The following is a 12,843-nucleotide window of genomic DNA, read 5'->3' as shown; positions in this document are numbered from 1 at the left end:
CTAAATTGCCGCTATTTCGATGTCGAGAACATCCCAAAACTTCGTTTAAATAATTCCCACCAGCTCGCTGCTGCAACATCTTCTTTTGCAACAATTGTTTGTTTGAGTAACACTTCATTACCTTTTTTTATAACAAGTGTACCTAAGGCATCTCCTTTTTTAATTGGAGCTTTCACCTTCTCCTCAGCAACTACTTCTTTTTTGAGATTCTTCATTGTTTCTCCCTTTTTCATTAACAGAGAAACATTGTCAGAAGCTACTAAGTCGACAGTTTCTTTTTTTCCTTTCCCTACTTTTACCGTTTGAATTTTTTCTCCTCTTGTATACATCTTTTTCGTCATATATTGACTAAATGCATAATCAAGAAGCTTCGTTACTTCCGCATTTCGTTCCTTTGATGTTGGAGATCCCATAATGACAGAAATGACACGCATGCCATTGCGTTCTGCAGATGCTGTTAAACAATATTTTGCTTCTGTTGTAAAACCTGTTTTTACACCGTCAACACCTGGATAGAAACGAACAAGCTTGTTTGTGTTTACAAGCCAAAATTTCTTATCCGTATCTTCCCGTAAATAATCTTCATATTTCCCTGTATATTTACGGATTAACGGGTATTTCATTAATTCCTTTGCCATAACTGCCATGTCATATGCTGTTGAATAATGATTTTCGGCTGGAAGACCTGTTGGATTTTGAAAATGAGTATTTTTAAGTCCTAAATCTTTTGCTTTTTTATTCATCCTATCTACAAATCCTTCTTCCGATCCAGCAATGTGTTCAGCAACTGCAACTGATGCATCATTTCCAGATGCAATGGCAATGCCTTTTAACATTTCATCGACTGTCATCTCTTCACCAGGTTCAAGGAAAATTTGTGAACCGCCCATTGAAGCTGCATGTTCACTTGTTCTCACTTTATCTGTCAGTTTCAATTTTCCTTTTTCAATTTGTTCCATAATAAGTAACATGGTCATAATTTTTGTCATACTAGCAGGCGGCAACTTTTCATTTGGATTTTTTTCAAATAAAACTTTCCCCGTATCCTGCTCAATCACAATTGCTGACGATGCTTGTTCCGCTAGTTTTGGTTTTGTTTCTGCTTCGACTTCTTTTTTCTCAGACTGCGCAAAACTAATTGGAACTGCAGAAAGCAATAACATGAAACAAACAAGTATTCCTATTAATCGCTTCATGACTAACCCTCCATTCTATATCACACCTATTTTTTCCAAACGAAGGGGTTTTATACCATAATTTTCTAAAAATATAGTTGACAAATAATGATGTACTATATATTGTATTAAGTGTATTACACCTAATAGTACACTCATACTTTTTATTAGAAGGGAGACTTTGCTCTTGCACATTCAACTAGATCCAAGAAGCAACACTCCGATATGGGAACAAATTGTTCATAATGTTAAAGAGCTCATTTTAAGAGGGATGCTCGAATCTAACGATAAACTCCCTTCCGTTCGTGAACTTGCCTCTTCACTTGTGATTAATCCAAACACAGTGAGTAAGGCTTATCAAGAATTAGAGCGACAAGGAATTATCGAAACACTGCGCGGCAAAGGAACATTCGTCTCGCAATCCATTACTCCCGCACAAGATGAAAGGAAAATCGCTATGGTAGAAAAACAATTCCATCAATTGTTGCTAGAAGCTTCGTATCTCGGTATTTCAAAAGAAAAAATTCATGATTGGATTGATTCATACTATAAAGAGTTAGGAGGACATACTCATGTTAAAGGTGACGAACGTAAAGAAAACAATTGATAATCAAACGATATTAGAAGATATTTCATTTACTTTAAAAAAAGGGAGCATTGCTGGATTACTCGGAAGAAACGGAGCTGGAAAAACAACATTATTACGTACACTCGTTGGAATTTTAAATCCAGATGAAGGCACTGTTACCTATAACGAAGTTGACGTGCATAAACACCCTGAAGTGAAACAAACCGTTGTATATGTTCCAGACTCTACAAATGTATTAAGCGGATATACAGTAAAAGAAATCGTAAAATTCTATAAAGCAGTCTATCATAATTTCAATGCAGACTATTTTTATAAGTTACTAGAGCGTTTTAACTTACCAGACAAACGCATTCGCAGCTACTCCCGCGGAATGAAAGCATTATTAGCGATGATTTTAGCCTTTTCTACTGGCGTAGAATACATTATTTTAGATGAGCCCACAAACGGACTTGATCCAATTGTAAAAAGACAAATCCTGCAATTTTTAATTGAAGAAGTAGCAGAACGTGAAATTACCATTCTCATTTCTACGCATCACTTAGATGAAATTGAAAAAATCGCAGACACAGTCATCATTTTAAAAGATCATACAATTGCATCGATTACAGCTTTAGAAGATACAAAATCACGTTATGCAAAAATTCAAGTCGCTTATGAACGCTCACTACCACAAAAACTAGAAAACTTAAGCAACGTGAAAGTATTACAACAAACAGGAAAAGTATACACCGTTTTAATCGAAGGAAATGTCACAACTACGTTAGAAAAGTTTCATAAAGAACAGCCGCTCTTATTAGAAGAATTGCCAATGTCACTTGAGGATGTATTTGTTACGGCTTTTGAGGAGGGGTCACATGTTTCATAAGGCGTTGTGGATGCGAACGTTTAAACAGGGGAAATATGTACTTCTACTCTTTTGGTGAAAGATAACGCTATTTTTAATCAAGAAGCAGACACATACAAATAGAGGTGAATTACATGTTTCATAAAGCATTATGGTTTCAAACATACAAACAAAGTAAATATATCGTATGGTTATTTTGGCTCGTTAACTTCTATCTACTATCGTGCAGATATTATTTGGCAGCTGTAGAACAACTAAACTATTTTCACGATAATATGAAATGGAATTATCGTTTTCATTACCACTATATTTTTCCTGAAGAAACTATAGTAATACAGGGTGCACTTGTTATTATTTTAGGTTGTGTTCTCATTGGCTGGGATCGTCATAATCAATCTATCGATCTACTTTGGTCAATGCCATTCAAGCGAACACATATCTTTCTTACAAAGTGGCTTTTTGGTGTTTGTAATATTATGAGCGTTCTCGTATTGAACTGGGGAATTTTCGCTATTATGAAAAAAACAACTTTCCATAATAAATATCAAATATTTGCACCGTTTCACTATTATTTTCTATACGCAGCCATTGTACTCATTGCCATCTATACGCTAACGCTATGTATTGGAACAATTGCTGGAAATGTTGTTTCACAAGGTCTGCTAACTACAATTGTTCTTATTTTACCTTTCGTATTATCTATTTTGATTGCTGGATTCATTTCTGTTCATACGAATAAATCGTATGCTAACACTTATGAACGAGAAAATGCATATACGAATGATATTGAAAAATTCACTGTCTTTTCACCTATGATAGATTTTCAAATTTATTTTAATTACGATCCGCAGTCTAATTTTAAAGATAAAACGGGAAAACGAATCAATGAGCCTAACTTTAGCTCAATCCCGTCTCCCTGGACATTAATAAGCCCTATTGTATATACATTAATTTTATTACCATTAAGTGCGTACTTATATGCCCGGTCACCTAACGAACAAAACGGAAAAATACTACTTTTTCCAAAGCTACAAAAGCTCTTTATCGTTTGTACGGTAACGTGCTTTGCCTTGCTTGGTGCTCGTTTACTAGGAGGAATCAATTCGTTAGTAAGCTATTATATCGGTTTTCTAGGCACAGGAGTTATCACTTATCTCATTTTATCTCGCTTACTAAAATGGAAATTTTCTTTAGTAGGAAAATAACGATACTGTTTTAACCAATAAAAGTACACATATAAATCGAGGTGAATTACATGTTTCAAAAAGCGTTATGGATGCGAAACTGGAAGCAAGGGAAATATGTCATTCTGTTATTCTGGCTCAGTACCTTATATCTCTTACCATATGGATATTATAGAGACGCACTGCACAGAGCTAAGTACTTACGCGAAACAACGAATACGTATTATTCCTATCATTTGAACGGAGATAGTCCTACATTTTTCCCTGCCCTGCTTTTAATTGGATTAGCAGTCATATTAATAGGCTGGGAGCGTCATAATCAAACAAATGATTTTTTATGGTCTATGCCATTTAAACGCTCACATTTATTTTTATCAAAATGGTTATTTGGTACGGTTCATATCGTAAGTGCACTTAGCGTAAGCTGGTTCCTTATGTATATCATCTATAAAACGACGATACACGCCGATTATCAATCATTTACACCGTTTCATCTATACTTTGTCTATACAATCATGACATTAATTGCAGTTTATACACTAGCTCTTTTTATCGGAACCATTACAGGAAATATTGTTTCACAAGGTGCGCTAAGTTATATTTTAATGGTTTTACCTATTTATATTTTTCAGCTTGTGTTCCCTTTCTTTGCATTACATGTTGATTTACCAGAAAAAGAATATAACAATGCCTACGATAAAAGTTCCATGTATATAGAAAATACAAGTACATTAGCTCCTCTTACCCATTTTAACATTAACTATGACTATCAACCGCAAAGAGAAGCTATCAAGGATGAATATGGAGATGTACATGCGGGACCTGCTTATCATCATATTCCATCTGCATGGACGCTACTAAGTCCGGCATTTTATATACTTATTTGTCTGTCACTAGGAGCCTATTTGTATGCCCGTTCACCAAATGAACAGAATGGAAAGATATTGCTATTCCAAAAACTTCATGTCTATTTTTCAATATGTACTTCCATTTGTTTCGGACTTCTTGGCAGCGAAGTTTTCACTGATGGCAGTAAATCGATCCCGCTTCACTATATGTATTTTATAGGGTTTGGCATTTTGACATATGCTATTTTACAGTGGGTGTTAAAACAGAAACTTTCTTTATATGCAAAATAGCCTCCTCGGAGGCTATTTTATCTTCTTTCTTCTTTCACTATAGTTCTTCTCTTCATCTGTCCCAAATCCATCGTGGTTTGTCACAATTTGATCCGTCGGTGCCACAATACTTTCGGCAATTTTCCAATCTCCATACTCTTGTACAAACACTTGTAAGAAGTAGTTCGTTCCATTCATTTGATATGTATTTTCTTTTTTCACATCATACTGCACAGCTAAATAGTACACTTGTACATTTTCTTTTCCGAATTTTGATACATACTGAGAAACTCGCGGCATATAAACCGCTGCTTTCGTTAGTGACATTTGTTTTATATCAACAAGAGAAGAATGTTTTATATTATGTAAAGTATCTTGATGATGAATGCGATCATTATGATGAAATAATACGGACGTTTGCATCGAACGCATCCATAGCTTTGAATATAAAACAGATTTATGATTTGAGATATATTCCAGTTCTTTTTGGACAATTTGATTGGGAGACGCTGCACTGATCTCAGTGCCGTAACACAATAAACAGATACCGACAATTCCAAAAGAAACAATACGCTTCATTGTCTGCCTCCTATTTCATATACGTAAAGTATAGGAATATAGGCCCATTTTTATGCAATGCATAAATCCCTTTTAATCTTTCGACATTTTTGTCTAGCTCCAGCCGCTTCCGCTTTTCTTTATAAATCGCTTCTATGCATGGCCAGATGCTCTCGCCCATCTAAAAAGAAAGAGAGTTTTATATCATTTTTTCAATTTACACATAAAAAAATAGAAAAGCAATCTTTACTTTTCTATTTTCATAGGACTCTATCGAAGAGATCTAACGCCATTTCAATTTCCTGGTCGCTCCAGTCTTGAAACTTCTCTCTATAGTATTCTTTTCGAACATTTTCCAGTTTTTCAGCAACTTCTCTCCCGCTATCTGTAATTTCTAAATACACAATGCGTCTGTCTGAGTTAGAGCGCTTTCTCATTACAAGCCCCTTACGAGCAAGACGATCTGTAACTGCTGTAATATGACTGGATGTAACATTCACTTCACTAGCAATTTGCGATGCCATTTGCGGGCTTTTCCAATATAACGCACGCAGTACAGAAAACTCATTCCATGGCATATGCTCAGAAAAAAGCTCATTAATATCGCTTTGTAATAAACGAAGCATTCTCCGAAAGGAAGTAGATAAATTTAAAATAAGTACTTCTCGTTTTTCGTTCACTGTTCTCGACCCTTTTTTATAATATTTACACATATTATAATGCATGAATACCTTAATTGTATATATTTTCTTTCTACTTAGATTTTCTGCTATATTTCTAAATTTAAGGAAAAAATGGACTTCCTTCTTTCATATAAATAAAGAAAGGAAGGTGAACAATCATGCAAATGGGCATGCCCCCCTATTCATATGAGTTACGTAATGGCAAAGAAGCAACAGTTACTGTACAAGGTGAAGGTGTCGTGAAAGCAAAACCGGATGTTGTCGTCTTAACAATCGGTGTTCGTACTGAAGACCAAAATATAAAACAAGCACAAGCAGAAAACGCTGCTCTTTCTACGAATTTACTTGCTTCTTTAAAGCAACTTGGAATTACAGAACAAAATATTAAAACACTTTCTTACACCATTACACCGCAATATGAATTCGTGAACGAAAAGCCTGTCCTAAGAGGTTATCAAGTTGAGCATTTATATGAAATTATTGTACTCAATGTACAAAAAGCAGGCGAAGTACTTGAAGCAGCCGTAGCAAACGGAGCAAATGTCGCCAGAGGACTTGTCTTTCGCGTTTCTGCACCGAATGCTTATTACAAACAAGCATTAGTACTCGCTGTGCAAAACGCGCAAGAAAAAGCAAGGACGGTTGCTAGCACATATAATCTACATATAAATCCCGTTCCTCTTTCTCTCGTTGAAGAGTCTTCCCAAATGCCGCGGGAATTTGTTGCTTATTCCGCTGTTCATAGCGGCGCTCCTCCTATTCAATCAGGCGAAATAGAAATTATTTCAACTGTACGTGCTGTTTTTACCTATATGTAATTGTATATCTAGCAAAAAAGAAAACGTTCTCATTTTTATTGTTGTAAAAAACTGTTGTTTTGCTATAATAATAGACGGTGAGCCTTACATAGGGATATCACGGGTGGGAGAGGGATATGAAAAAGAAGGTTTAACATGAAAGGAATTCTCGAAAAAACATTTCAATTAGACTTACATCAAACATCACCAAAACAAGAAATACTTGCTGGTGTAACATCATTTTTCACGATTGTTTATATTATGATTGTGAATGCATCGATTTTATCAGATGCTGGCATTCCTCTTGAAGCAGGAATTTTAGCAACAGTATTCAGCTCATTTTTTGGATGTCTATTGATGGCATTTTGGGCAAACGCACCAGCGATTCTTGTACCAGGTATGGGAGTAAATGCGTTTTTCACGTACACAGCGGTGCATACGCTTGGTTTAACTTGGCAAGAAGCATTAGCAGCGGTCTTTGTCGCTGGTATTATTTTTGCAATTGCCGCCTTTACACCAATTGCTCGCACACTTTCTGCCGCAATTCCAACGTCATTAAAAGAAGCTATTACTGTCGGAATCGGACTCTTTTTAGCATTTATCGGCTTACAAAAAGGCGGTCTTGTTGTTGCAAATTCAAATACTGCTGTTGCATTAGGAAAATTAAGTAGTCCAGTTGTTCTAGCAACACTGCTTACTCTTATTGTTGCATTAGTTTTATTTATTCGTAACGTACGTGGCAATTTTTTATGGACAATTGCAATTGGAACCGGTATCTCCTGGTTATTTGGTATTGTTGATACAAGTCAAATTGGTAACAGTTCATTCTCCTTTGCTAACTATGGTGATGTTTTTGGTGCAATGTCGTTTGGGAAGCTGGCTTCTTTACCATTTTTAATCGCAACGTTCTCATTGAGTATGGTACTCATTTTTGAAAACATGGGACTTTTGCACGGTTTATTAGAAGATCAGCGTAAATTCCCTCGTGCTTATCAAGCAAATGCAATTTCAGCGATGACATGCGGTCTTTTTGGCACAAGTCCAACTGTTTCTACAATAGAAAGTGCTGCTGGTATTACAGCGGGTGGTAAGACAGGTATGACGTCTATCGTCACTGGCGGATTATTCTTTGCCTCATTATTTGCTTTGCCGTTTGTAAAATTAATTCCAAATAGCGCAATCGCTCCAATCTTAATTATTATTGGCGGTTTAATGATTACAAACATTCAACAAATTCCTCTGAACGATTTTTCAGAAGGATTTCCAGCATTTTTAATCATCGTTATGATTCCGCTCACATATAGCATTGCTGATGGTATTGCTTTTGGATTCATTGCATATCCAATCTTAAAAGTAGCACTTGGTAAACATAAACAAGTTGCAAAACCGCTTTATGTTATCACATGTCTCTTCTTAGCCATGTTTGTGTTACATGCCATTGGCTAAAGCAAAAACGCCGGGAATTCCCGGCGTTTTATTATTTAAACCAGCCCTTCTTATAAAACCAGACCATCATGCCGCCACCTATAAAGGCCATTATCGCTAAACAAATATAATAGCCATACACCGTCTTTAACTCTGGCATATGATCAAAGTTCATTCCATATACACCAACGATAAATGTTAATGGCATAAAAATGGTTGAAAAAACCGTCAATGTTTTCATAATGTTATTCATATGATGAGAGTTGAGCGAAAAGTAGCTATCGCGAATATCAGCTGTCAGTTCTCGGCTTGCCTCAATCATTTCGGCAAGCTTTAAAAGATGATCGTGAATATCTTTAAAATAAATTTCATGGTCATTTACACCATAAAAGCGCGTTGAATTTAAAATACGATATAATAAATCGCGCATTGGTACAATTGTTCTTCGTAATTTTGATAAATCAGAGCGAATATCAAATACCTCTTCTAATACAACACCAGCTGTATCTCCCGTTAAATTATCATCAATGGCATTTAAATGATCTTCAATATAATATACAGGAGTAAAATAATCATCTACAATTTGGTCAATAATCATATGGGTCACATGAAGAGTACTTCTCTTTATGCGCTGTTTTTCCCCAAGTTTATTCCACGCTCGTTCAATCGCCTTATTATGCGAAAAGTGAAAAGATACAACAAAATGATCACTAACGAATAAATCAATTTCATGCGGCTCGAGTCCCTCTTCACTAAAAGCATGAAGAACTAAAAAATTATACCCTTCATAAAAGTCAACTTTCGGCCTCTGTACGTACTCCAAACAATCTTCAATCGCAAGGGGATGGAATTTGAAATACTCTTGTAAAATATATGTATACTCCTCTTTCGTCGGTTTACATAAATCTAACCAAAACCATACAATATCCTCTCGCTTCGTTTCTTCTAATGATACGTCATATAATACTTCATTTTCCTTTGTTACTGCGCAAATTCTTATCATAATTTCACCCATTCTTATTATATGCAAAAAAAGCTAAGGAGAAAACTCCTTAGCTTTTTTATCTCACAATTTGCGAACAAATTGTCACTTTATTTTTCGACGATACCGTGTACTAACTTCGGTGCATCTACATGATTTGCAGACACTTTCATGTTTTCGTAAATTTTTTGTTTTACATCTTCTACATTTTCACGGTTTGCGTAAATCGTTACAAGTGATTCACCTTTTTTCACGCTATCGCCAACTTTTTTACGAAGCATAAGACCAACTGCTAAATCAATTTCAGATTCTTTCGTTGCACGTCCTGCACCAAGAAGCATCGCTGCTGTACCAATTTCATCTGCTACAATTTCAGATACATAGCCATCTTCTTGTGCTTCTACTTCAATCATATATTGCGCTTGCGGAAGTTTCATTGGATCGTCAACTACAGAAGCATCGCCGCCTTGTGCTGCTAAGAATGTTTTAAACGCTTCTAGTGCCTTGCCATTGTTCATCACTTCAATTAGCTTTTCACGTGCATCTTCTAAAGAAGAAGCTTGTCCAGCTAAGTATACCATTTGACTTCCAAGTGTTAAACATAACTCTTCTAAGTCCTTTGGTCCTTTTCCTTGCAATGTATCAATCGCTTCCTTCACTTCTAGGGCGTTACCGATTGCTTCACCAAGCGGCTGACTCATATCAGAGATAACAGCCATTGTTTTACGCCCAACGTTGTTACCAATACGAACCATCGCTTCTGCTAATTGCTTCGCATCCTCATCCGTTTTCATAAATGCACCCGCACCTGTTTTTACATCAAGAACGATTGCATCCGCACCAGCTGCAATTTTTTTACTCATAATTGAGCTGGCAATTAACGGAATAGAGTTTACCGTTGCCGTCACGTCACGAAGTGCATATAACTTTTTGTCAGCAGGTGTTAAGTTACCGCTTTGCCCAATAACAGCAATTTTGTTTTCATTTACAAGTCGAATAAATTCCTCGTTCTCAATTTCTACATGGAATCCTGGAACCGCTTCTAATTTATCAATTGTACCACCTGTATGCCCAAGACCACGACCAGACATTTTCGCAACTGGTACACCTAAAGAAGCTACTAATGGACCTAATACAAGTGTAGTTGTATCACCAACACCACCTGTTGAATGCTTATCTACTTTTACGCCTTCAATCGCTGATAAATTAATTGTATCGCCGCTATTTACCATTGCCATCGTTAAATCAGCACGTTCCTGCTCATTCATATCCTGGAAGAAAATTGCCATTGCAAGTGAACTCATTTGATAATCGGGAATATCACCATTTGTGTACCCTTCAATGATAAATTTAATTTCTTCTGTCGTTAATGCTTTGCCATCACGCTTTTTCGCAATTAGGTCCACCATTCTCATTGTAAACTCATCCCTTCATTTGTTTTACAATTTCTTTTACAAGTGCTAAGAAGTTTGCTTTTACACGCTCTGTTGTTTCAATTACTTCCTCATGATTAAGTGGCTGATCTAAAATACCAGCTGCCATATTTGAAATACAAGAAATACCAAGTACTTTCATACCAGCATGACGCGCTACAACAACTTCTGGTACAGTTGACATTCCGACAGCGTCGCCGCCAACTGTGCGGATCATACGAATTTCTGCTGGTGTTTCGTATACTGGACCTGTCATCGCTACATATACGCCTTCTTGTACTTTAATATTTAAATCAGCTGCAACTTGTTTCGCCATTGCACGAAGATCTTTACTATAAGATTCAGACATATCAGGGAAACGTACACCCATTTCAGAATCATTTGGTCCGATTAATGGATTGTAGCCCATAAAGTTAATGTGGTCTGAGATTAACATTAAATCGCCTGGCTCATATGATGTATTTACACCACCAGCTGCGTTTGTAACAACAACTGTTTCTACACCTAATTCTTTCATAACACGAACTGGAAATGTTACTTTTTGCATATCGTATCCTTCATAGTAATGGAAACGACCTTGCATTGCTACAACTGTCACTCCTTGAAGTGTACCGAATACTAATTGGCCAGCATGGCCTTCAACTGTAGATACAGGGAACTCAGGAATTTCATTGTAAGGTACAGCTACTGCGTTTTCAATTTCATCAGCTAAAACACCTAAACCTGAACCAAGGATTAGTCCTACTGTTGGTCTTTCTGAAAATTTACCTTTTAAATATGATGCAGATTTTGTAATTAATTCACGATTCATTTTATATTCCTCCTATTTACCTAGCTCGTTTAAGAAGCTTTTTCCATATTTTGGCATTGTTACATTAAAGTTTTCTGCAACTGTTGCACCGATATCAGCAAATGTTTGACGAAGTGGTAATTCTTGTCCGCCATCTTTCATGCTTGGGCTATATGCTAATAATGGTACGTATTCACGCGTATGGTCTGTACCTTGGTGAATTGGATCATTTCCATGATCTGCTGTAATAATTAATAAGTCGTCTTCTTTTAATTTCTCAAGTACTTCAGGAAGACGTGCATCATATTCTTGCAATGCTTCTCCATAACCTTGAGGATCACGGCGATGACCGAATAATGCATCAAAGTCAACAAGATTTACAAAGCTTAAACCTGTAAAGTCCATATTCACTGTATCTGCAAGCTTATCCATACCATCCATGTTGGATTTTGTACGAAGAGACTCTGTTACGCCTTCTCCATCATAAATATCAGAGATTTTACCGATTGCAATTACATCATAATTGGAATCTTTTAATTCGTTCATAACTGTGCGTCCAAATGGTTTTAAAGCATAGTCATGACGGTTTGGTGTACGCGTAAAGTTTCCTGGCTCTCCAACGAATGGACGAGCAATAACACGACCTACCATATATTTTTCATCAAGTGTTAACTCACGAGCAATTTTACAAATGTTATATAATTCTTCAAGTGGTACCACTTCTTCATGAGCTGCGATTTGTAATACGCTATCAGCAGAAGTGTACACGATTAAAGAGCCTGTCTCCATTTGTTCTTGACCAAGCTCATCAAGAATAGCAGTGCCAGAAGCAGGTTTATTACCGATAATCTTACGTCCTGTTTTTGCTTCTAACTCATCAAGTAATTCTTTTGGGAACCCTTCTGGGAACACTTGGAATGGTGTATCAATGTAAAGGCCCATGATTTCCCAGTGACCTGTCATTGTATCTTTCCCAGTAGATTTCTCTTGCATTTTTGTATAATAACCAAGTGGTTTCTCTACTTTAGAAATCCCTTTCATTTCACGGATATTGCCAAGACCTAATTTCACCATGTGTGGCATTTGTAATCCATTCATATGTTCAGCAATATGCCCAAGTGTGTCAGAACCTAAATCACCAAATTTTTCAGCATCTGGTGCTTCTCCGATTCCTACAGAGTCCATTACGATAAGGAAAATACGTTTATATTTGCTCACAACTGTAACCTCCTATATATGCTACTAATGTAGTATGTTCAAATCGA

The 12,843-nt window shown here is 36.4% G+C and carries 13 protein-coding genes; 6 read left to right on the top strand and 7 right to left on the bottom strand.

From position 1 onward, the window contains the following. Window positions 1–11 precede the first annotated feature (11 nt). A complete protein-coding gene (locus MR076_RS07120) occupies window positions 12–1,196 on the bottom strand; it encodes a D-alanyl-D-alanine carboxypeptidase family protein (protein WP_242219102.1) in 1,185 nt (394 codons plus the stop codon). Window positions 1,197–1,362: 166 nt separating this feature from the next. On the opposite strand from MR076_RS07120, the gene MR076_RS07115 reads away from it, so the two are divergent. The 4 genes from MR076_RS07115 to MR076_RS07100 all read left to right on the top strand — a co-directional run bounded on the left by MR076_RS07115 (window position 1,363) and on the right by MR076_RS07100 (window position 4,931). Beyond that, window positions 1,363–1,782: a GntR family transcriptional regulator gene (locus tag MR076_RS07115; RefSeq protein ID WP_242219100.1), complete on the top strand. Its 420-nt coding sequence runs from the start codon at window positions 1,363–1,365 to the stop codon at window positions 1,780–1,782. Next, entirely contained in the window at window positions 1,748–2,629 is an 882-nt protein-coding gene (locus MR076_RS07110) for an ABC transporter ATP-binding protein (protein ID WP_242219098.1), read from the top strand. The genes MR076_RS07115 and MR076_RS07110 overlap by 35 nt, the downstream gene beginning before the upstream one ends. Window positions 2,630–2,742: 113 nt before the next feature. Beyond that, entirely contained in the window at window positions 2,743–3,813 is a 1,071-nt protein-coding gene (locus MR076_RS07105; RefSeq protein ID WP_242219096.1) for an ABC transporter permease subunit, read from the top strand. Between the two features lie 50 nt (window positions 3,814–3,863). Beyond that, window positions 3,864–4,931, top strand: a complete 1,068-nt coding sequence (locus MR076_RS07100) for an ABC transporter permease (RefSeq protein ID WP_242219095.1) — start codon at window positions 3,864–3,866, stop codon at window positions 4,929–4,931. A 12-nt stretch (window positions 4,932–4,943) separates the two neighbouring features. On the opposite strand, the gene MR076_RS07095 is transcribed toward MR076_RS07100, so the two are convergent. Then, window positions 4,944–5,489 carry a hypothetical protein gene (locus MR076_RS07095; protein WP_242219092.1) on the bottom strand — a complete coding sequence of 182 codons (546 nt, stop codon included), beginning with the start codon at window positions 5,487–5,489 and terminating at the stop codon, window positions 4,944–4,946. Window positions 5,490–5,728: 239 nt separating this feature from the next. Next, entirely contained in the window at window positions 5,729–6,148 is a 420-nt protein-coding gene (locus tag MR076_RS07090) for a MarR family winged helix-turn-helix transcriptional regulator (protein ID WP_242219090.1), read from the bottom strand. Window positions 6,149–6,309: 161 nt separating this feature from the next. Here MR076_RS07090 and MR076_RS07085 point away from each other — a divergent pair, with 161 nt between their 5' ends. After that, window positions 6,310–6,969 (top strand): SIMPL domain-containing protein, encoded by a 660-nt coding sequence (locus MR076_RS07085; protein WP_242219088.1) that lies wholly within the window; start codon window positions 6,310–6,312, stop codon window positions 6,967–6,969. 135 nt (window positions 6,970–7,104) lie between these two features. Continuing rightward, window positions 7,105–8,394 (top strand): NCS2 family permease, encoded by a 1,290-nt coding sequence (locus tag MR076_RS07080; protein WP_242219086.1) that lies wholly within the window; start codon window positions 7,105–7,107, stop codon window positions 8,392–8,394. Window positions 8,395–8,425: 31 nt separating this feature from the next. On the opposite strand, the gene corA is transcribed toward MR076_RS07080, so the two are convergent. From corA to deoB, 4 genes are all read right to left on the bottom strand, one after another. Beyond that, window positions 8,426–9,388: a magnesium/cobalt transporter CorA gene (gene corA, locus MR076_RS07075; RefSeq protein WP_242219085.1), complete on the bottom strand. Its 963-nt coding sequence runs from the start codon at window positions 9,386–9,388 to the stop codon at window positions 8,426–8,428. A gap of 77 nt (window positions 9,389–9,465) precedes the next feature. Beyond that, window positions 9,466–10,770: a pyrimidine-nucleoside phosphorylase gene (locus MR076_RS07070; protein ID WP_242219080.1), complete on the bottom strand. Its 1,305-nt coding sequence runs from the start codon at window positions 10,768–10,770 to the stop codon at window positions 9,466–9,468. Between the two features lie 7 nt (window positions 10,771–10,777). Then, complete coding sequence (locus tag MR076_RS07065; RefSeq protein WP_242219077.1) at window positions 10,778–11,599, bottom strand: purine-nucleoside phosphorylase; 822 nt, start codon at window positions 11,597–11,599, stop codon at window positions 10,778–10,780. 12 nt (window positions 11,600–11,611) lie between these two features. Further along, window positions 11,612–12,796, bottom strand: a complete 1,185-nt coding sequence (deoB, locus tag MR076_RS07060; protein ID WP_313897309.1) for a phosphopentomutase — start codon at window positions 12,794–12,796, stop codon at window positions 11,612–11,614. Window positions 12,797–12,843: the final 47 nt, after the last annotated feature.

The sequence above is a fragment of the Bacillus cereus group sp. BfR-BA-01380 genome (genome assembly GCF_022663535.1).
Classification (GTDB): domain Bacteria; phylum Bacillota; class Bacilli; order Bacillales; family Bacillaceae_G; genus Bacillus_A; species Bacillus_A cereus_BB.
The sequence above is the reverse complement of the archived record's forward strand: the minus strand, read 5'-3'. Positions and strand labels throughout refer to the sequence as shown.

What these genes read in the sequence shown, in the direction of transcription:
- MR076_RS07100 (WP_242219095.1), top strand. Translation starts at nt 3,864, where the DNA reads ATGTTTCAAAAAGCGTTATGGATGCGAAACTGGAAGCAAGGGAAATAT.
- MR076_RS07120 (WP_242219102.1), bottom strand. Translation starts at nt 1,196, where the DNA reads ATGAAGCGATTAATAGGAATACTTGTTTGTTTCATGTTATTGCTTTCT.
- MR076_RS07095 (WP_242219092.1), bottom strand. Translation starts at nt 5,489, where the DNA reads ATGAAGCGTATTGTTTCTTTTGGAATTGTCGGTATCTGTTTATTGTGT.
- MR076_RS07105 (WP_242219096.1), top strand. Translation starts at nt 2,743, where the DNA reads ATGTTTCATAAAGCATTATGGTTTCAAACATACAAACAAAGTAAATAT.
- MR076_RS07110 (WP_242219098.1), top strand. Translation starts at nt 1,748, where the DNA reads ATGTTAAAGGTGACGAACGTAAAGAAAACAATTGATAATCAAACGATA.
- MR076_RS07085 (WP_242219088.1), top strand. Translation starts at nt 6,310, where the DNA reads ATGCAAATGGGCATGCCCCCCTATTCATATGAGTTACGTAATGGCAAA.
- corA (WP_242219085.1), bottom strand. Translation starts at nt 9,388, where the DNA reads ATGGGTGAAATTATGATAAGAATTTGCGCAGTAACAAAGGAAAATGAA.
- MR076_RS07070 (WP_242219080.1), bottom strand. Translation starts at nt 10,770, where the DNA reads ATGAGAATGGTGGACCTAATTGCGAAAAAGCGTGATGGCAAAGCATTA.
- MR076_RS07065 (WP_242219077.1), bottom strand. Translation starts at nt 11,599, where the DNA reads ATGAATCGTGAATTAATTACAAAATCTGCATCATATTTAAAAGGTAAA.
- MR076_RS07080 (WP_242219086.1), top strand. Translation starts at nt 7,105, where the DNA reads ATGAAAGGAATTCTCGAAAAAACATTTCAATTAGACTTACATCAAACA.